This is a genomic window from Pseudoalteromonas sp. ASV78, assembly GCF_047806705.1.
GTDB lineage: Bacteria > Pseudomonadota > Gammaproteobacteria > Enterobacterales > Alteromonadaceae > Pseudoalteromonas > Pseudoalteromonas prydzensis_A.
Genome location: NZ_JBLOPA010000002.1, coordinates 118,755 through 137,809 on the forward strand (window position 1 = coordinate 118,755; position 19,055 = coordinate 137,809).

The following is a 19,055-nucleotide window of genomic DNA, read 5'->3' on the forward strand; positions in this document are numbered from 1 at the left end:
TACAATGATTGCAGACCAACATGTTACCGATGAGATTAATACGCCTTCATTAACAACACTATTTAAACTCAATACCACGACTATTCACGATAGCCTTGATAAAACGATCATGACTAAGCGACCGTTTGCAAGTTTAGACCGTTATGCTTTATTTTTAGAAGTTCAATATCGCTTTCATTTGGCTATTGCCCCTCTTTATAGCGATACTAATTTAAGCCGCTTAGTGACCGATCTGCCAACACGGCAGCGCCTAAGCCACCTTGAACAAGACTTACGCGATATTAACGTCGATCTGAGTGAAGTAAAACCAAGCGTTAACTTAGTACAGGTTGACTACCCTGCCTCACTGGGTTGGCTTTATGTATCCGAAGGGTCTAATTTAGGCGCTGAGTATTTATTAAAAGCAGCAAAACGTATTGGCTTATCAGAAGAATTTGGTGCCTCACATTTAGCACCAGCAACAATTGGCCGCGGGCAATCATGGCAAGATTTTACAACGGCTTTAAATACGATTGAATTAACTAAAGAACAGCAAACACTCGCAATTAATGGCGCTCGCGATGCTTTTAGTTTGGTTCGTAACGCTGTTGATTGTGTATTTGTTTAAGTAATACCAATCGACTTAAATATTTAACCATTCTAGCGCGCTAAATAAAGCGCTAACTGCGTTAGTAATTTTTCATGTAGAACAACTAGATGTCAAAATTTCTGCCTTGTTATCACGCTATTTTTCTGTCGCTATAAATGGTCAGTAACTTAACACGATTGGTATAAAACATGAGCTGCAAGTGCATTAAAATTAAGTGATAAAGTATGAAGCATACAAATAAGAACAACTCGATGTTAGTTATCAGTAAATTTAAACAAGTGACTTATTTATTAAGTGGCTTGTTTTTAACCGGAATGGGGATTCTCGGTGCCTTTTTGCCGGTAATGCCAACAACAGTATTTCTTATTGGTGCTGTTTTTTGTTTTAGCCGTTCATCAAAGCGTTTTGAATCTTGGCTACTTAATCACCCTCGCTTTGGCAAAACACTGACCAATTGGCAAGCCCATGGCGCTATTTCTAAGTCTGTAAAAGTAATGGCCAGTTTGGGGATGGCTGTTGGGTATGGATTATTTTACCTAGGCGCGCAACCTTCGTTATTACTGGCAACTGTTGTCGCGCTCTTTATGGGTGGCAGCGCGTATTACGTTTTGTCTCGCCCTTTACCACCAGAAGACTGCTCGTAATGGTTGCCAGTTAATTAGGCGCGAGATTGATAACCTCGTGCCTAAGAAGGAATTAAGGTATCCAGCGCTTGCTTGTTACCTACAGCCTGTAAACAACTCACCTTTAAGTTACCCTGTCACCAGAATATTTACTCAACAATGGCAGTATCCTTTACGAGCAAACCGTTTGAATATCATGCTAAATGCTCTGAATTTTAGCAAATATAGCTAGCTCAGGCTAAGTGGGAAAGTAAAAGTGACGGTTATACCTTGCTCTGGCTGACTATGTATTTCTACATCGCCTTGCAGGGCTTGGGTGGCAAGGTTATAAACAATAGCCATGCCTAAGCCACTGCCGCCATTACCCCGGGTGGTGGTAAAAAAGGGTTCAAATACATTTTGTAATACGTTTGCGCTCATGCCATGACCGTTATCGCTATAGCGCAACGTATACGTGTTTTGCTGGGTATCTACGTGTACTACAATATTGATCTGGTTATTTGTTCTATCTTTAAAGCCATGCACGCAGCTATTACTCACTAGGTTCATAATAATTTGACTTAAGGCACCCGATACCGTCACTAAGCTAAGTGTATTGTCGCACTCAATTGTGGTGATGACTTGGTGACTGCGGGTTAATGGCGTGAGGCTATGTATTGTATTTGCCAAGTAATCATTAAGCATCACAGTACTAATATCAAGAGATGATTGATCAACGGCCGTTTGCTTAAAATTACAGATCAAAGCAGCAGCTCTATCAAGGTTACTACTTGAGATAGTTAAGCACTCATCAATATGCGCGAGCATAGTCATCAAGCTATTTTTTGATAACGTATTATTCTCTAACTGTTGGTTGAGTTGCTTTAGGTTATCTGTTGCCGAACTATTGGCGGTAACGGCAATGCCTATTGGCGTGTTTACCTCATGGGCAACCCCTGCAACGAGGTTTCCTAATGCTGCCATTTTTTCCGATTCAATTAGCTTTTCTTGCGTGCCGGTTAGCTCTTCTAAGGTTTTTTGTAGGGTGTTGGTGCGCTCAATAACACGCTCTTCAAGGTAGTGATTTGCAACTTCTAATTGTTGCTTAACTAAGCGACTCTCTTGCGCCGACAGTGCCCGGCCATAGAGATCAGCCAGTCCGGAAAGAAACGTACACTCGTCGTCCTCCCATTGCCTAAAACTGCCAGTGTGCTCACAGCAAAAAATACCGATCATTTTGCCTTTAAAGCGCAGCGGTGCATCCAACATCGAGTTTATACTTAATGGGGTTAAATAATGCTCAGAAAATTCAGATGTTGCTGGATCGGTATGCGCGTTATTAGCAATGATCACACGTTGCGTATCGAGTGCACTAAAATAAGCAGGAAAATTAGCCCGCGTTAAAATTAACGACTGATCTGGTTCACCGTTTGTTTTATCTAACAGTAATTGGCAATGGCATTGACTATTATCACTATTAAGTAACCATATACTGGCACGTGCAGTATTAAGACCGTCTATTATGGTATTTACAATCAATTGTTCTGCAAGCTCTATATAGCCATCATCTAACACTGCTGAGGTAGACACTTTATAAAGTAATTGCACAAGCTGTTGCCGCATTAATAAAACCTTGTTTAAACCAGCCAATAAAGTTTAGTTTAGCCGATCAAATTAAATTCACCCTTGTATTTATAACACTTTAAATATTAAGACATTGTTCAGATTGACTAGGTTATTATGCAAACTCACTCCTGTTGATACCCCTGACGACATTTATGTTGTTTAAGCAGTTTTACCAGCTCTCCTTTTGAGCTGGTTTTTTTTGCCTGCAGTTTACCGGCTGCATTTTTACAACGACCTCAATTTAGCAATTACCAAGCACACTGCTGTGAAATAACCTCGAAAGATCAACACGCCCTAGTTACTAATAGGTTGTCATGTTACAGTTTCACTCATTCATACAGCACTCTAATTATCGACTAGGCAGCACTATGCATCATTATTTTTTATCCATTTTAGTTCTTTTTGCTACTTTAGTTACAGTTCCAACAATCGCAGCAGAGTCTCGCTCTGAGCCCAGCCCACACCAGCAACAACAGGCGCTCAAAAAATTGCAAGAGCCGATGTATCGACCCTTGATGGAGCGCTATATTCTTGATGAACTTAAAGCAGTACGCCAAGATCAGCAAAAACTTCGCGAAGACGTTACCAAACAAGTCACTCATGCTCAGCTTGATACCGCTGATCGCGCACTGACTTACACCACTGATACCATCAATAATGTATTTTTTATCATCACTGCCACAGCTTCTATTTTGGTGCTGGTTGGCTGGAACTCACTACGTGATGTAAAAAACAAAGTCGAAGATATTGTAAATACCCGTGTCAGTGTGATCACCAATGAATACGAAGCACGTTTGAATACATTTGAAGAGAAGCTACGCGAGCGCTCTGAAGAAATTTTAAGTAACCAACAAAAAATCTCCGTTACTAATGAAGTGCACTCTTTATGGATGCGCGCTAATTTAGAAAGTGATATAGCCAATAAAATTGAAATTTTTGATGAGATTTTAAAACGTAAGCCTGAAGATGTGGAAGCTATCGCTTACAAAGCCGATGCATTATTAGAACTTAATGAAACAGCCCAAGCGATAGAATTGTGCAACCAAGCGTTAGATATCGATAGTGACTACGGCTATGCGTATTGGCAACGAGCCTGCGCCTATGCGTTAACCCATAAACATGCCGATGCGTTAGCTGATATAAAAATGTCGTTGGAGTATTCGCCAAACTTACGTAATGAGCTATTGCATGAAAGTGCATTTGCCAGTTTACACGACAATAACAGCTTTAATGCGATTGTCGCTGGCGATAAAAATTAACGTTCTAAGAAGTGTTCGATTGCTTGCGTGAGTAGCTCGTCGAGTTGCTCCTCAAACTGATCTTTGTTGGTTTTAAAGTGTGCTAGATATGCCTGCGCATGTTGATCAGACAACAGTCGAGCGTTAATGCTGTATTCGCGCTCGGCCTTACTTTTATCAAAGCGTGGCGTAAAATGGTAAAGAGCAAAATAAGGGGCGACTAGTTGCTGATTAGCATAGTCACAAAAGCGTGCAATTGTTTGCGCGCCAGTCGGCCCTAAGCAGCCTGGCTCGACACGATAAAGTAATTGAATTTTTTTATCATCGCTAATCTCCATACTCGTTGCGGCCCCTTTGTCTGCCTATTTATACTTTATCTAAAAAACAGCACTTTGGTAATTTTACCATTTTCAACTTGATAGCTAGAGATCAACTCTGTGCGCTTATCAACCACGTTAGGATCTGATGAACAGGTTTCTGACAATTCATGATCAATAACGATATTACCATGCACAATACGTTTTATAGGTGATGATTTAATACACTTTAATTTTTTAAACATTATTCCGTAACGTGCGATAAGTTTTTCTTTACCTTTAAATAATAACTCATTTGGGAAAGCATAAAACTCAACATTTTCATCATAGATACTGATAAATGCGTCAATGTTTCTGGCGTTATAGGCTTTAATTAATTGCTCAATAACCGCTAGTGATTCGCGTGACTGCTTTGCTTTAACTTGTTGTTTTAAAGTAAGCGCTTCTTTAGCTTGAATAACAGCTTGTTCAGCTTGCGCGACTGCAACTGCTTTTTCTTGTTGAGTTTTAGGAATAGCTGCAGGTTTTGCCGTTTCATTGCCAAGTACCTTACTGGTATCAACCTGTGGAGCATTTGGATTAGTTGCCGTTGCTGTAATTGGCTGGGTAGATTCTACGGCTTCAGGCGCTGTTGCTTGAACAAGCTCTGGGGTCAATGTGATCACTGCTGGACTGTCTTGTAATTCACTCTCAGTTGGTTTTTCCACAGATGCAGACTCCGTGGCTTTAGCTAGCTCGGCTTTATCTTTGGCGACTTTATCTGCGCCAGCTTTTGCTTCAGTTTTAGCTTGCGGCTCAACTGGCGCACTCTCAGTTGCTAATAATTGCCACGAAAATAATAAACTAACGACAAAAAATAACGGTTTCATACTGTTCCTGAGTAATTGAAGAAACGCTAAAATAACAAAATTTAGCGGTCCGCGATAGTTATTTACCAATACTGCTCAACGGTAATTTGCCCAGGCTCCCTGCGGCGATTACGGGTGTAACCTTGCTCGGTCAATAACGCCGATGTGTCTTTGACCATATCTGGATTTCCGCAGATCATAAATTGCGCATTGTCTGGCGTCACCGCATTGTGACAATGTGCAAACAAACTATCATCGGCTATTCTACTGGTGATCCGCCCATCTAAACCAATAATAGCCGGCTCTCGACTCACTACAGGTAGATAATGCAACTGCGGATACTGCTGCTGTAACTGAGTGATCTTTGTTTGGTAACTTAAATCTGCATTTAAACGCACGCCATGCACTAAAGTGATGTGCTTAAACTGCTGCCACACATCGCCTTGCTCTAAAATAGATAAAAACGGGCCAATTGCGGTACCGGTACTAAGCATAAATAGCTGTTCACTGGCCGGAATTTCATCAAGAGTAAAAAACCCACTGGCACGGCTTTCAATCATTACGGTATCACCCGCTTTAAGCTTAGCTAAGCGCTGTGATAATAAGCCATCTGCCACGTTAATAAGGTAAAACTCTAAGTCAGGCGAGCTTGGCGCATTCACATAAGAATAAGCCCGCGCAATACGCTTTTCATCCATCATCATTGACAGCTTAGTAAACTGCCCCGCTTTAAACGGCTCTACATCCGCGTTAACAATTAAACTAAATAAGCTGTCTGTCCACCAAACGATGTCTTTAACACTCGCCTCAATCCAATTAGACACAACCCACCCTCCTTTTTTATTACTTTATATAACAGTGGCAAGGGAACAGGACTGTGTCAATGATCAAGAAGCTATAAGTTTTAAGCGGTCTGTATTTTACAACTTAGAACTTATGACTCATCGCTTAAAGCTCATAGCATAAAAAAAGCCGCCTAGGGTTACTAGGCGGCTTTGGAGGTTAGTCTCACTGTATTTGGGCGTGTCTCCAAACAAGTGAATACGTTACCAAGGAACTTTTTGCTTATTACGCTTCGATTGACTCAAGCGCAATTTTAACCATTTCATTAAAGGTGCTTTGACGCTCATCACTGGGGGTTGCTTCACCGGTGATCACGTGGTCACTTACGGTAAATAATGCCATCGCTTTTGCGCCGTATTCAGCGGCTACGCCATACAAGCCTGCAGTTTCCATATCAACGGCTAACATACCTAATTTATCAAGTTCTTGATAAAAGCTGTTATCGGCTTGATAAAAAGTATCGGTGGTAAATACATTACCTACTTTTGCTTTAATGCCTAACCCTTTAGCTGCGTTTACGCCGTTAAGTAGTAAGTCAAAGTCAGCAATTGCGGAAAAATCATAACCACGTACACGCGCACGGTTTACGTTTGAATCGGTGCTGGCGCCTTGCGCGAAGATAACGTCGCGAATTTTAATATCGCTACCGATACCACCGCAGGTGCCGATACGAATAAGGTTTTTGACGCCGTAGCTAACTATCAATTCACGGGCATAAATTGACATAGATGGAATACCCATCCCAGAACCCATAATACTCACTGGCTTACCTTTGTAGGTTCCGGTAAAGCCATACATATTACGAACGCCTGTTACTTTAACAGCGTTATCAAGAAAGTTTTCTGCTATATATTGCGCGCGTAAAGGGTCGCCAGGCATCAACACAGTTTGTGCAAAGTCACCATTATTAGCTTCAATATGCGGAGTACTCATTATTCGTTTCCTTTTACAATTGGTGTCGTTAGCTTATCGATAAAGCCATCACCATATTCAAGTGCAGGTAAATTAAACCACTGGGCAAGGGTTTGACCTATGTCTGCAAAACTAGCACGTTCACCAAGCGGGGTATTTTCAAGTCCAGCTCGATAAGCAAGTACAGGTACATATTCGCGAGTGTGCTCACTCCCCGGGAATGTTGGATCACAACCGTGATCCGCAGTAATAATTAGTACGTCGTCTGGTTTAAGCTGCTTAAGGATCGTTGGTAAATAATCATCAAACTGTTGCAGCGCTTTGGCATACCCTACAGGGTCGCGGCGATGACCAAACTTTTCGTCAAAATCAACTAAGTTAGTAAATATCAAACTATGATCTGGCGCTGACGCCATCACCTCAGTGGTTTTTTCTAACAAGTTTTGTAAGCCTGGGGCTTTGTGTTTTTGGGTAATGCCTTGGTGCGCGTAAATATCCGCTATTTTACCAATGCTAATTACTTCGCCGCCGTCATCCGCTAATTTATCAAGCAAGGTTGGCGCTGGCGGTAATACGGAATAATCACGACGATTGCCCGTTCTGGCAAAGTCTTGATTAGTGGAACCCAAAAATGGCCGCGCAATCACTCGTCCTATGTTCATTTCATCAAGCAGCGCCCGTGTGATTTCGCAGACCTGATAAAGCTTTTCTAGACCGAAAGTTTGTTCATGCGCGGCTATTTGAAACACGCTATCAGCTGAGGTGTAACAGATTGGTTTACCTGTTCTTAGGTGTTCTTCACCCAACTGTTCTAAAATGGTGGTACCTGAGGCATGGCAGTTGCCTAAAATGCCCGGAATACCGGTACGAGCAATTAGCTCGTCAATTAACTCTGGTGGAAAACTCGGTTGTGTTTTAGGGAAATATCCCCAATCAAACAACACCGGCACACCCGCCATTTCCCAATGGCCCGATGGCGTGTCTTTGCCGCTTGAAAGCTCTTTAGCATAACCCCATGCTGCAATCGGTGTTTGCCGGTCGCTAACAAGACATGCTTCATTACCTGCGGCTTCACACGCAGCTACTAAACCCAATAATGATAAATTAGGTAATGATAGCTGTTCACCCGTTTCTGCAAAGTAGGCTTTAAGCAAGTGCGCAAATGTGTTTGCACCCAGGTCGCCAAATTTGTCTGCGTCAGGGGCTGCACCTATGCCTAGGCTATCTGCCATCAATATAATTGCTCTTGCCATGCTTACCTCGTCTATCCAATGTGGCTACTTTATATTCTTGTGCTTTTTAACGTACAGGACATAAGTCCTGTTTCATAAAACCTAAACATTATAAATTTCACTCCTTAAAACGAAGCAAGAGAGATTATTCGTGTCTTTTTTGCTATTGTGATCTACCAACAATGTATCCTTCTGTGTGGATGAGAACTTTAGTGACACGAACAATAATAGCCATTGCTGGCGCCTCTGCGTCGGGAAAATCTCTTTTTAGCCAAACTATTTATAATGAATTGGTGAATGAGCTTGAACCTGGTGCCATCGCCGTGATCGAAGAAGATGCGTATTACAAAGATCAATCGCATTTGCCGTTTGACCATCGTACGCAAACTAACTACGACCACCCTGATGCGTTTGAACATGAGTTAATGTATAAACATTTAACGCAATTACGCGCAGGCGAAGCGGTAGAAGTACCTACCTATGATTATGCGCAGCATACTCGCAGTGATAAAACACGCACTGTGATGCCAGCTGAAATTCTCATAGTAGAAGGTATTTTATTGCTTAGCGACAAAGCGCTACGTAAAGAATTTGATATCAAAGTGTTTATTGATACACCTCTTGATATTTGCCTAATGCGCCGTATGCAACGTGATATGGAGCAACGAGGCAGAACATTACAGTCCGTTGTTGAGCAGTATCAAGCAACTGTGAGACCGATGTTTTATCAGTTTATTGAGCCCTCAAAGCACAACGCTGATTTAGTGGTCACGCGCGGTGGTATGAATCGTGTTGCGATTGATATAATTAAAAGTAAAATAAAATATTTACTGCAAAAATAACAACGGGAAATAACTAAACATGACAACATTTATGAGCTTAGTCGGCATGTGTGTGCTGCTAGGCATTGCTTTTGCGGCATCAACCAACCGCAAAGCGATTAGTTTAAGAACGGTTGGTATTGCCTTTGCCATGCAATTTATTATCGGTGGTTTTGTACTGTTTTTTGAAGCAGGTAAAAACGCCTTAGTGAGCATGTCAAAAGCCGTATCATCGGTAATTGGTTTTGCAAATGACGGAATATCGTTTTTATTCGGTTCGCTTGCTAGCCAAGATACCTTAGGGTTTATTTTTGCCATACAAGTTTTGCCCGTTATTGTGTTTTTCTCTGCTTTGGTTGCAGTGCTCTACCACATTGGCATTATGGATTGGATCATTAGGATCCTCGGCGGTGGCTTACAAAAGCTATTAAATACATCACGAACAGAGTCACTATCAGCAACGGCTAATATTTTTGTTGGCCAAACTGAAGCGCCGCTGATTGTAAAGCCATTTATTGCAACCATGACTAAATCGGAGTTGTTTGCGGTAATGGTCGGTGGCTTAGCGACTGTAGCAGGCTCGGTAATGGCCGGTTATGTCATTATTGGGGTTGAGCTTAAGTATTTAATTGCAGCCAGCTTTATGGCAGCACCAGGTGGATTTTTAATGGCCAAGATGATTGTGCCAGAGACAGAAACGCCTAAAGATACTTTAGCTGACTTAGACGATATTGAAGATAAACCGGTTAATGTGATTGATGCAGCAGCATCAGGTGCGGCTAACGGCATGCATTTAGCATTGAATGTAGGTGCAATGTTACTGGCATTTGTAGCACTTATCGCATTATTAAACGGGTTGTTAGGTGGAATTGGTGGTTGGTTTGATTACCCAACCCTGACACTACAAGAAATTTTAGGCTATATATTTGCGCCGGTTGCCTGGTTACTTGGCGTACCCTGGAGTGAAGCAATTATAGCCGGTAGCTTTATTGGTCAAAAATTAGTAGTTAATGAATTTGTTGCTTATTTAGACTTTATAAATTATCGCGATACGTTAAGCGCACACACACAAGCGATTGTCACATTCGCGTTATGTGGGTTTGCTAACTTATCATCGATAGCCATTTTACTAGGTGGATTAGGCGGTATGGCGCCTAGTCGGCGAAAGGATATCGCACGCTTAGGGCTCAGAGCAGTGTTAGCAGGATCTATGGCTAACCTTATGAGCGCCGCAATTGCAGGTTTTTTCCTCTCGCTAGCTTAGAAACTTTGAGATGAGCCTTAGTTGCAAAACAATAGGATAAAGCTTTAAGGGGTTAAAGCCTTATCCGATTTGAACGATACTTCACCAAGGGCCGCAAGGCCCTTTTATCGTTTTAGCACAAAAATTTTTATTCGTTTCATCGTACTTTTCTTTGTTATTGTTATACTTAGTATTCTCAATCTTATCTGGGTAAATAAATGCGACTATTCATTAATTTTCTGCTCATTATCAGTGTTCATGGTGTTGCGCAGCCAAACTTAACTGTTGTCACAGAGCTGTCACCACCGAATCAAATGTTGATAAATAATCAGGTAACCGGCTACAGCACTGAATTAGTGAAAATGATAATCTCAGAAGCGCAGCTCAATGCATCAATCAGCATGTACCCTTGGGCACGCGCTTATAAGATGGCAAGTCATAACAGTAACACCTTAATTTATAGCATGGCACGCACAACAGAGCGCGAAGCGCTATTTCATTGGATAGGCCCAGTCGCACAATTTAAAATGGGCTTTGTGAAGCTTACAGAGCGCAGTGATATAAACTTTAATGATACAGAGCAAGCTAAACAATATAAGATTGCCGTGCAGCGCCATGATCTTGCATCACAAGTATTAGTAAAGCGTGGCTTTGAAGTGTTGCTGACCACTGATATTCAAAAGTCATATCAGTTATTACTGGCAAGAAAAGTTGATATGGTGGTCGACGATGCGAATTACATCGCCGCAATGAGTGAACAACTAGCTATCAATGCTAATACACTGACGTTTGTGCATGCCATAGAAGGACTGACAGTGGCAGGTTACTTAGCCGCAAATATCAATACTGATGAAGAGGCGGTAAAAGCATTACAGCAGGCATTTTTAAAGGTTAAAAATACTGAAAAATACCATCAATTAATAACGGCTAATTAATTCGCTATTTTACGTAACGATGCCGATAAGCATCAAGGTTATCAACCGCTCTAAGTTTTTCTAATTGCTCATTGAAGCGCTCAACTATTGCAATAGGCATCTCTTTATTAAACACTAAATAGTTACCCTGTAATGCATTTAGTGGCAGCTCAACTAGTTTGACGACTTCTTTACCACCGTGACCAAATTGCTGTAGTTGATAATCCAACGTTAATTCAGAGCTGAGTATTAAATCGATTTTGTTTTTAAAAAATAAGTTCATATACTCATAATGATGAGCCACTGTTAAAAGATTTTTATCTTTTTCAAAACCGATCCCCGCCACTAACTCTTCGTAAATATTGCCTCTAACAACCCCTAAAGTATATGCACTTATTTGAGAAATATCAGTTGGGTTAATGTGCTTATTACTCGTAAGTCGATAAAAAAATGTACGTGAAGAAAGCAACGGACCGACCCAATAAAATAACTCTTCTCGCCCAGCACTACGCGCGGTTGATACTAACCCTGAAAGTGGCTCTTTTTGCACTAAATCGTATGCACGATCCCAAGGTAACAGCTCAAATTTGCATTCCACATCAGCAAGCTCGCACAAAGTACGCACAATATCTAAATTGATCCCTTGCAGCTGCCCTTTATTGGAAAAATTATAAGGGGGAAACTGTTCAGTAAAAATAGTAATCGTTGCCTTTGCAGTGCAAGTAAAAGTGGATCCAAGGCTAAATATAAGGATAAGTAGTCGGTAGATAATCTATCTCACTGCAGAATAATAAGAATAGATAAATAATAGGAGGGAGAGGAAATTACGTCAATTTTCAGACACAAAAAAGCAAGCCGTAGCTTGCTTTTTTTATTCTACCTAGAAGGTAAAATTAAACAGCAGTGATGTTCTCTGCTTGTGGACCTTTTTGACCTTGTGAAAGAGTGAACTCTACACGTTGGCCTTCAGCTAAAGTTTTGAAACCTTCGCTTTTGATTGCTGAGAAATGTGCGAAAACGTCTGGACCATTTTCTTGCTCGATGAAACCAAAACCTTTAGACTCGTTGAACCACTTAACTGTACCTGATACGATGTTAGACATAGTAATATCCTGATATAAAAATAAAATAAATTGCTCATATGAGCGGGTGTAGCAAAAAATGAGATGGTACTTTAAAAACTTCAGGACGGTACTACAAGTATTACTTATACAACATCGAAATGGAGATTTATAGCTTTCATGCTTTCTTTCTAGCTGCGGCCCACTATATAGAGTTAATTAGCGATGTCAACCCCTTTGTGGTTTATTTAAATTAGATTAAACGCTAAAAGTAATAAAAAGCATGGCGACTTTTTATGAAATTTCACCACTTATCGCAGCTAATGATCAGCTTATCGCAACGGATGAGGTCATTAGTGCTCATCCACAGTATGCTCGGCGATTAACTATCGAGTGGTATCAGCTCCATCTCAGTTCGCTGTGCTGTCATCTTTTGTGCAATTTCATTATCTAACAGCAAGCACTTAGGTTTTAGAGCGCTCACAGCGCGATATCGACACAATTTAATTTTTAAAAATGACAAGAGAAAAACAATGAAACACTTATTACTCGCAACCGCGATCAGCTCAGCGTTATTACTAACGGCTTGTTCTGAACCTCAAACAACAGCCAATAACAATACTCAAACCGAGCAACCCACAACAGCCGCCGAAGTACAGCAAGCAAATCCACTGTTCGTGAAAAGCGTTTTGCAATACCAAACGCCTGACTTCAATGCGATTAAAGACGAACACTTTATGCCTGCGTTTAATAAAGGCATGACAGAGCAAATGACTGAAGTGCAAGCGATCATCAACAATGCTGCAAAGCCTGATTTTGCCAATACGATTGTTGCACTTGAAAAAAGTGGTGAGCTTTTAACCCGCACTCGCAGCATTTTCTATAATCTAGCAGGCAGTGACTCAAACCAAACGCGTCGAGAAATACAAAAAGAGTTAGCCCCTAAAATGGCCGCGCACAGCGACAACATATTCTTAAATAAAGCATTATTTGATAAAGTAGCGGCGATCCATGCGCAGTCAGAGACACTGCCACTTAGCGCTGAAGAAACACGCTTACTCGACGTTTACTACAAACGCTTTGTACGAGCGGGTGCGCAGTTAAACGATCAACAAAAACAACAAATTCGTGATATCAACACCAAGCATTCAAGCTTAACCACGCAGTTCTCGCAAAACCTATTAGCACTGACTAACAGCAATGTTGTACTCGTTGCAGATAAAGCTTTGCTTGACGGTTTACCAGCGGGTCAAATTGAACAACTTGCCAATGCAGCCACACAAGCGGGCCATCCGGGTCAGTACCTGATCAAAATCACTAACACTACGCGCCAGCCAATTTTAGCAATGCTGAAAAACCGTGAACTACGTGAAAAAGTATGGCGCGCATCTGCAGAGCGTGCGCTATCGGGCGAGAATAATAACCGCGAAATTGTGGCTGAGCTTGCTCAGTTACGCGCTCAAAAAGCAAAATTACTTGGTTACGATAACTGGGCTGCATTTGGTTTAGAGTCACAAATGGCGAAAAAACCAGAAGCCGTCTTTGATATGTTTGCCAGCATGATCCCTGCGTTGATGCAAAACGTTAATGCTGAAGCTGCTGCGATCCAAGCGAAAATCGATGCCTCTGGTGAGCAATTTAAACTACAGCCTTGGGACTGGTTATTCTATGCAGAGCAAGTACGTACTGATAAGTACAACCTAGACGAAAATGCAGTGAAAGAATACTTTGAATTTAACCGTGTTTTAGAAGACGGCGTGTTCTTCACCATGAACCGCTTATATGGCATTACTTTCAAACCACGCACTGATATTCCGGTTTATCACCCAGATGTTAAAGCGTATGAGTTATTTGATGCCGATGGTAAGAGCCTTGCGATTTTCTTTGCTGATTACTTTGCTCGTGAAGGTAAACGTGGCGGCGCGTGGATGAGCTCGTTTGTCAAACAATCTGGCTTAAAAGAGCAAAAACCGGTGGTTGTGAATGTCATGAACATCCAAAAAGGCGCCACAGGTGAGCCAACGCTTATTAGCTATGATGAAGCGACTACTATCTTCCACGAGTTAGGTCACGGTCTACATGGCATGTTCTCGAAGGTGAAGTACCCTACGTTATCGGGCACGTCGGTGTCTCGTGACTTCGTTGAGTTCCCGTCAACGTTTGAAGAAGATTGGGCGATGCACCCTGAAGTTATCGCAAACTATGCGAAACACCACGAAACAGGTGAGCCAATTCCTGATGAGTTACTGACTAAAGTAATTCAATCACGTAGCTTCAACCAAGGCTACGATACCTTAGAGTACGTTGCTGCTGCACTGCTAGATATGGAATGGCACTCATTAGCTGCTGATGCGCCATTACAGGATATTGAGAAGTTTGAGCAACAAGCCCTAACTAAGCACGGCGTGAACGTACCATTTGTACCACCGCGTTATAAGTCAGCGTTCTTCTCACACTCAATGGGGGGCGGTTATTCAGCGGGCTACTATGCATACATGTGGAGTGAGATTTTAGCGGCCGATGCCTTTGCTTTCGTACAAGAGCAAGGTGGTTTAAGCCGTGAAATGGGTGATAAATACCGTAAAGAGATTTTAGAAGTCGGTAACTCACGTGACCTAATGGAGTCGTTCAAAGCGTTCCGTGGTCAAGAGCCAGACACCTCAGCATTATTGAAACGCCGTGGTTTAAAAGCAACGGTTCAGTAACAATTTATATTAATTAAAAAGCCCTTGCAGTACGCTGCAAGGGCTTTTTTTATCACTGTAAACTATTAAGATTAACGCTTACGGCGGCGACCTAATAATGCTAATGGAGTAAGCAATAACATCAAGAAGCCAAAACTACCACTGCTTGATTTAGGTTTCGGCTGCTCAACCACAGGTTCAGCTTCGTTACCCACAGCAACAGTTACTTGCTCGGTAACCGATACTTGACCATCACTTACCACGACTGCGAATACAACGTCTTCGTCACTTGTGATTGCGCCAGGAGTAAAGCTCAGTACTGCTGTATCTGCATTGGATAGAGTTGCTGATGTGCCACTTACTTGTGTCCATGAATAAGTAAGTTCATCGTCATTTCTATCCGAAGCTACGGCAGTTAAAGTGCTCGTTGCTGATTCAGTAACGCTATTTTCACCTGTAATTGTTACAACAGGCGCTGCGTTATCACACGCTACGCTATCGCCGGCAACCACTGTTGAGAAGATAGGTGTTGTAACATTATTAAATGTAAGGTTATCTATCCACCAACCAAAATCGCTTACAGCGCCATCTGATGAAAGGCGGAAACGTAGTTTTGCTCTGTTGCCATTCAGCTCAGTACCAAAATTAATTGTTTCGTAGTTACCGTATACATCACTATCATCAATATTATTACCTGTGAACGTATCGCGATTTTGAATAGCTTGTGATTCGTTCTCAATTAGCGGGCCATCATAGCCTCGATTAAATGTACCGCCCATCTCAGTCACATCAACCCAGTTACCACCATTTACGCTGATTTCAACAACGCCACCATCCCACTCATTTTCGATAAGATAAAAATGCCAGAATGACACTTCAAAATTACCGGAGAAACCAATATCAAATGCTTTCGTTTCTACAGCCACATCTGATTCAAAATCATTGTTTTGGAGGAACATTGTTTGTTCGCCAAGAGCAAAGCCAAAGCTATTGAAAAAGGCAACATTGTCATCAGCAGCCATGCTTTGCGTACCTTTGGCTAAATCACCGCCGGTCATTACATTTTCTTTTAGGTCAAACAACGACGCAGCCGCTACTTCCATGTTATCCATAGTTTGCGCACTAACAGGCTGTTTTTCTTCAAAGCCCATGTTGACCGTATATGTAAATGTCTCACTTGCCGCTTCAACAATTTCATCATCAGCAGATAGCTCTGGGAATGAGACTTCGATTTCTAAGGTTTCGGCTGTTCCTGATTCATTTAAGATAAACTCAATAGGTGAGCTCGTTGTCGAAGCAAATGGCATTGTATCGGCAAATGTTACTAAGCCATCATTTTCAAATGTAACATCATGACCACTGACTACTGTCAGTTGAGCTTGAGTACCACTAAGCAGTTTATTACCAGTATTTGTAATGCTTACTGTTAATGTAGCCGTTTCTCCCTTATCGACTATACCGTCGTTTGAACAAAAACCTAGCTCTACACCATTGTAGTTTGCATCAATAGCCACATCTTTGAGGTTAAAGCTAGCCAGTTCCATCTTGTCAGATTCTACAACGCCCGTTAAATCTGCACTGAAACGATCTGGTGCTACAGCACCTAAACCCATGCCGCGTTTAGCAAATGCACCTAAAATCAGCTCATAATCTTTGGTATCAACAGCGTATGCCGCCGCTAATATCGCATCACGTGCTTCAGTATATAAAGGCGCAATTGGTGTTAGTTTATAGCCTGCAACAAGGTAGTTAGCCATGCGATTTTGTGCTTCTTCAAAACCATGCTCATTGATTAATGCAACATAACTTTCCCATAGCATGGTCGCCCAAATTTCACCCGCAGCATGTGGAGAGGCTACGCTGGTTGGTGAAATGCCCACATCTGCACCTGCATTTTCAGTAATGTGACGGAATGAAAGTGGGTTAACTTCTTTGTTTGTCGAGTATGGTACACGACGAATACCGTAGTAGAAGTCTTCAACAAACGTACCGCTACCATATGCTTTTTGGAATTTGTCATTACCTGTAATGTTTATGTCGTCCGCTTTTGCGATAAACATAAGTGAGTGGAAATCCCCCCAACCTTCGCCCATTGCCCGGCCTTGGAAGTTAATTAGCCCCGAAGAGTTACCAACAAGACGGTTACTAATATAGTGACCCCACTCGTGAGCAATGATACCGTTATCAAGTGTGCCATCTTTTAATGTAGCATTGTTGAACATATTAACAGTAACAGTGTTACCAGCATCGATAGAGTCATATATCAGGTGGCCATCAACGAAGTTAAGACCCATGTTAGGAATTAACACCGCATCATCTTCACCACCCATAGGAGCGGGCTCAGCTGAGTCTGGATCGTTATTTACAACAATAGCGCCAATAGCACCCGCTTCTTGCGCATGCAAAACTTTTGCAGTGAAATTACACGAACCACGATCAACTAAAGCAATTTTCCCAGCTAACTCTGCGCCATTCGTTGCAGGCTCACAACCATCGAAAAAACTACCTGAATCTATATCATTACTATCAACTAATCTTACAACTTCAGCGGCAATATCTGAGAACTGAGCTTGACCAAAGCCTGATACTTTTGAAGAGTCAAGAAGACCAATACCTGCATCAGAGGTAACCACAACGCCAAAATCAATACCGACTACAGCATCTTTACTATTGTATAAATACATTTGCATACGCGGGCTTGCGCCATCAGCTGGTGTTGACATATTAGCGTTATTTAAACCGCTATTATCTTGTGCTTGTGCCTCAATTGGGTCACCTTCAACACCACCACGTTCATAGTTAGAAAGCTGAGCTACGTTCGAAGTTTCATCAAAGCCATGATCATAAAAGAAATCATGCAAGAAATTGTTCATGTAGAACAAGTTAACAATTGCTGCCTTGCGGTTATCGTAGCTGTTCGCTACTTGATCAACTTGATATGGATAATCAAATGTAAAATCAGATGTTGTTTCAGCAGTAAAGTCACCTTCGGTGAAACCCTGTGGTGCAATAACATCCGCATATGCAAATACGTTATTACCAGATGTAGTCGTAGCGTCATCAGCAAGCCATGGATCCATGGTGCTTAACTTACTGTAATAAGAAAGGCTAACCAAAGGCGCAGCAAGAATTTCGGTTTCATCTATTTGATCTGGGCCATCGGCGGGGATCACATCGCCATGAGGGCCTTCCCAAGGATAACCATCCGCATCAGCCCAGACACGGTAGTTAAAATCAGCTGCATGCGCTTTTAAGTCTTTTTTGAAATATACTTTGCTGTTTTGTGCGCCAATAACATAACTGAAATAGTCACTTTCTAGGCTGTTTTGATCAGCAACTTCAACCTCAACATAATATGCTGATTCAAGCTTGCCATTTACCTCAAAGAATACTTTTTTAGCGCGCGGCTGACCAAGTACAACTTTATCACCACTTTGGCTCGTTACATTATATTTAACGTAATCGCCTTGTTCAGCTGACTTAGTCAGTGATACGTTAATATCTGCAAGCTTTTTAATCGCTTGCTTGATGCTTTGCTCAGCTCCAACAAAATCAGCTAATGGCGCTAATGAACGATTAGCATTTGAGCTTGTATTAGCGAAGTAACCAGATCCTGCAACTAAGTTATGTTCCTTATCCATGATAAGGTTATATTCTCGGTTAAATACTTCAACACCATGTACTTGTTGTTTATATTTAGCAGTTATAGAGCCACGCTTTTGCTCTGACAAATCGGTTAGTACCGCACTTACAATACCTTTTTTAGCAGTACTAACGCCTGTTAATGCATTTAGATAGAAATCTGCAGCATAAGCATTACGTTGTTCAGGTAAAACAACTGACATGTTAGGTTTAGCTTGACCTACAGCTTGCCAAAGAAAAGTTGCCTTGCCAAGCTGAGCATCAAAAATTGAATTGTGCCCCGAGACTGTTTTACGTTCTGCTAATGCTCGTTGCTGTGTCATTTGAGGATTAAATTGCACTTGAGAGCTGACACTTGGCGCATTAAAAAATCGAGTTTGTTCACTCGCTTGTATTTGACTCGATGCCAAAATAGCAGTGACCATAGTAGCAACAGCTGTTACTTTAAATTGAGACATTATTGATTCCCTATTGTTATATTTT

16 protein-coding genes are annotated in these 19,055 nt (G+C 41.6%); 7 read left to right on the plus strand and 9 right to left on the minus strand.

The features are described from left to right. Window positions 1–4: 4 nt before the first annotated feature. Complete coding sequence (locus ACMVDV_RS18730; RefSeq protein ID WP_416159198.1) at window positions 5–607, plus strand: biliverdin-producing heme oxygenase; 603 nt, start codon at window positions 5–7, stop codon at window positions 605–607. 206 nt (window positions 608–813) lie between these two features. Beyond that, window positions 814–1,233 (plus strand): YbaN family protein, encoded by a 420-nt coding sequence (locus ACMVDV_RS18735; RefSeq protein ID WP_416159199.1) that lies wholly within the window; start codon window positions 814–816, stop codon window positions 1,231–1,233. A gap of 207 nt (window positions 1,234–1,440) precedes the next feature. Here the strand turns inward: ACMVDV_RS18735 and ACMVDV_RS18740 are convergent, their stop codons facing one another. Then, entirely contained in the window at window positions 1,441–2,814 is a 1,374-nt protein-coding gene (locus ACMVDV_RS18740; RefSeq protein ID WP_416159200.1) for an ATP-binding protein, read from the minus strand. A gap of 371 nt (window positions 2,815–3,185) precedes the next feature. On the opposite strand from ACMVDV_RS18740, the gene ACMVDV_RS18745 reads away from it, so the two are divergent. Beyond that, window positions 3,186–4,076 carry a tetratricopeptide repeat protein gene (locus ACMVDV_RS18745; protein WP_304182012.1) on the plus strand — a complete coding sequence of 297 codons (891 nt, stop codon included), beginning with the start codon at window positions 3,186–3,188 and terminating at the stop codon, window positions 4,074–4,076. Here ACMVDV_RS18745 and ACMVDV_RS18750 read toward each other — a convergent pair. From ACMVDV_RS18750 to ACMVDV_RS18770, 5 genes are all read right to left on the minus strand, one after another. Then, complete coding sequence (locus ACMVDV_RS18750) at window positions 4,073–4,393, minus strand: hypothetical protein (protein ID WP_304182010.1); 321 nt, start codon at window positions 4,391–4,393, stop codon at window positions 4,073–4,075. The two genes, ACMVDV_RS18745 and ACMVDV_RS18750, sit on opposite strands and share 4 nt — an antisense overlap. Window positions 4,394–4,428: 35 nt before the next feature. After that, on the minus strand, window positions 4,429–5,241 hold the full coding sequence (locus ACMVDV_RS18755; protein ID WP_416159201.1) for a nuclear transport factor 2 family protein: 813 nt from the start codon (window positions 5,239–5,241) through the stop codon (window positions 4,429–4,431). Between the two features lie 62 nt (window positions 5,242–5,303). Next, window positions 5,304–6,044: a ferredoxin--NADP reductase gene (locus tag ACMVDV_RS18760; protein WP_304182006.1), complete on the minus strand. Its 741-nt coding sequence runs from the start codon at window positions 6,042–6,044 to the stop codon at window positions 5,304–5,306. A 244-nt stretch (window positions 6,045–6,288) separates the two neighbouring features. Next, complete coding sequence (gene deoD / locus ACMVDV_RS18765) at window positions 6,289–6,996, minus strand: purine-nucleoside phosphorylase (protein WP_304182004.1); 708 nt, start codon at window positions 6,994–6,996, stop codon at window positions 6,289–6,291. Next, window positions 6,996–8,228, minus strand: a complete 1,233-nt coding sequence (locus ACMVDV_RS18770; RefSeq protein ID WP_416159202.1) for a phosphopentomutase — start codon at window positions 8,226–8,228, stop codon at window positions 6,996–6,998. The genes deoD and ACMVDV_RS18770 overlap by 1 nt, the downstream gene beginning before the upstream one ends. A 191-nt stretch (window positions 8,229–8,419) precedes the next feature. Here ACMVDV_RS18770 and udk point away from each other — a divergent pair, with 191 nt between their 5' ends. The 3 genes from udk (at window position 8,420) to ACMVDV_RS18785 (ending at window position 11,206) form a co-directional block, all read left to right on the plus strand. Further along, window positions 8,420–9,049 (plus strand): uridine kinase, encoded by a 630-nt coding sequence (udk, locus tag ACMVDV_RS18775; protein ID WP_064664752.1) that lies wholly within the window; start codon window positions 8,420–8,422, stop codon window positions 9,047–9,049. A 19-nt stretch (window positions 9,050–9,068) separates the two neighbouring features. Then, window positions 9,069–10,292, plus strand: a complete 1,224-nt coding sequence (locus ACMVDV_RS18780) for a NupC/NupG family nucleoside CNT transporter (protein WP_416159203.1) — start codon at window positions 9,069–9,071, stop codon at window positions 10,290–10,292. Window positions 10,293–10,489: 197 nt separating this feature from the next. Further along, window positions 10,490–11,206 (plus strand): substrate-binding periplasmic protein, encoded by a 717-nt coding sequence (locus ACMVDV_RS18785; protein WP_304180951.1) that lies wholly within the window; start codon window positions 10,490–10,492, stop codon window positions 11,204–11,206. Window positions 11,207–11,210: 4 nt separating this feature from the next. Here ACMVDV_RS18785 and ACMVDV_RS18790 read toward each other — a convergent pair whose 3' ends face one another. After that, window positions 11,211–11,957 (minus strand): substrate-binding periplasmic protein, encoded by a 747-nt coding sequence (locus ACMVDV_RS18790; protein WP_416159765.1) that lies wholly within the window; start codon window positions 11,955–11,957, stop codon window positions 11,211–11,213. Between the two features lie 121 nt (window positions 11,958–12,078). Further along, window positions 12,079–12,288 (minus strand): cold-shock protein, encoded by a 210-nt coding sequence (locus tag ACMVDV_RS18795; protein ID WP_058559473.1) that lies wholly within the window; start codon window positions 12,286–12,288, stop codon window positions 12,079–12,081. Between the two features lie 491 nt (window positions 12,289–12,779). On the opposite strand from ACMVDV_RS18795, the gene ACMVDV_RS18800 reads away from it, so the two are divergent. Next, the gene (locus tag ACMVDV_RS18800) at window positions 12,780–14,951 is read left to right on the plus strand and encodes a M3 family metallopeptidase (RefSeq protein WP_416159204.1); all 2,172 of its coding nucleotides are present in this window, start codon (window positions 12,780–12,782) and stop codon (window positions 14,949–14,951) included. Between the two features lie 71 nt (window positions 14,952–15,022). On the opposite strand, the gene ACMVDV_RS18805 is transcribed toward ACMVDV_RS18800, so the two are convergent. Next, a complete protein-coding gene (locus tag ACMVDV_RS18805; protein WP_416159205.1) occupies window positions 15,023–19,030 on the minus strand; it encodes a rhombosortase-dependent M36 family metallopeptidase in 4,008 nt (1,335 codons plus the stop codon). Between the last annotated feature and the right edge of the window lie 25 nt (window positions 19,031–19,055).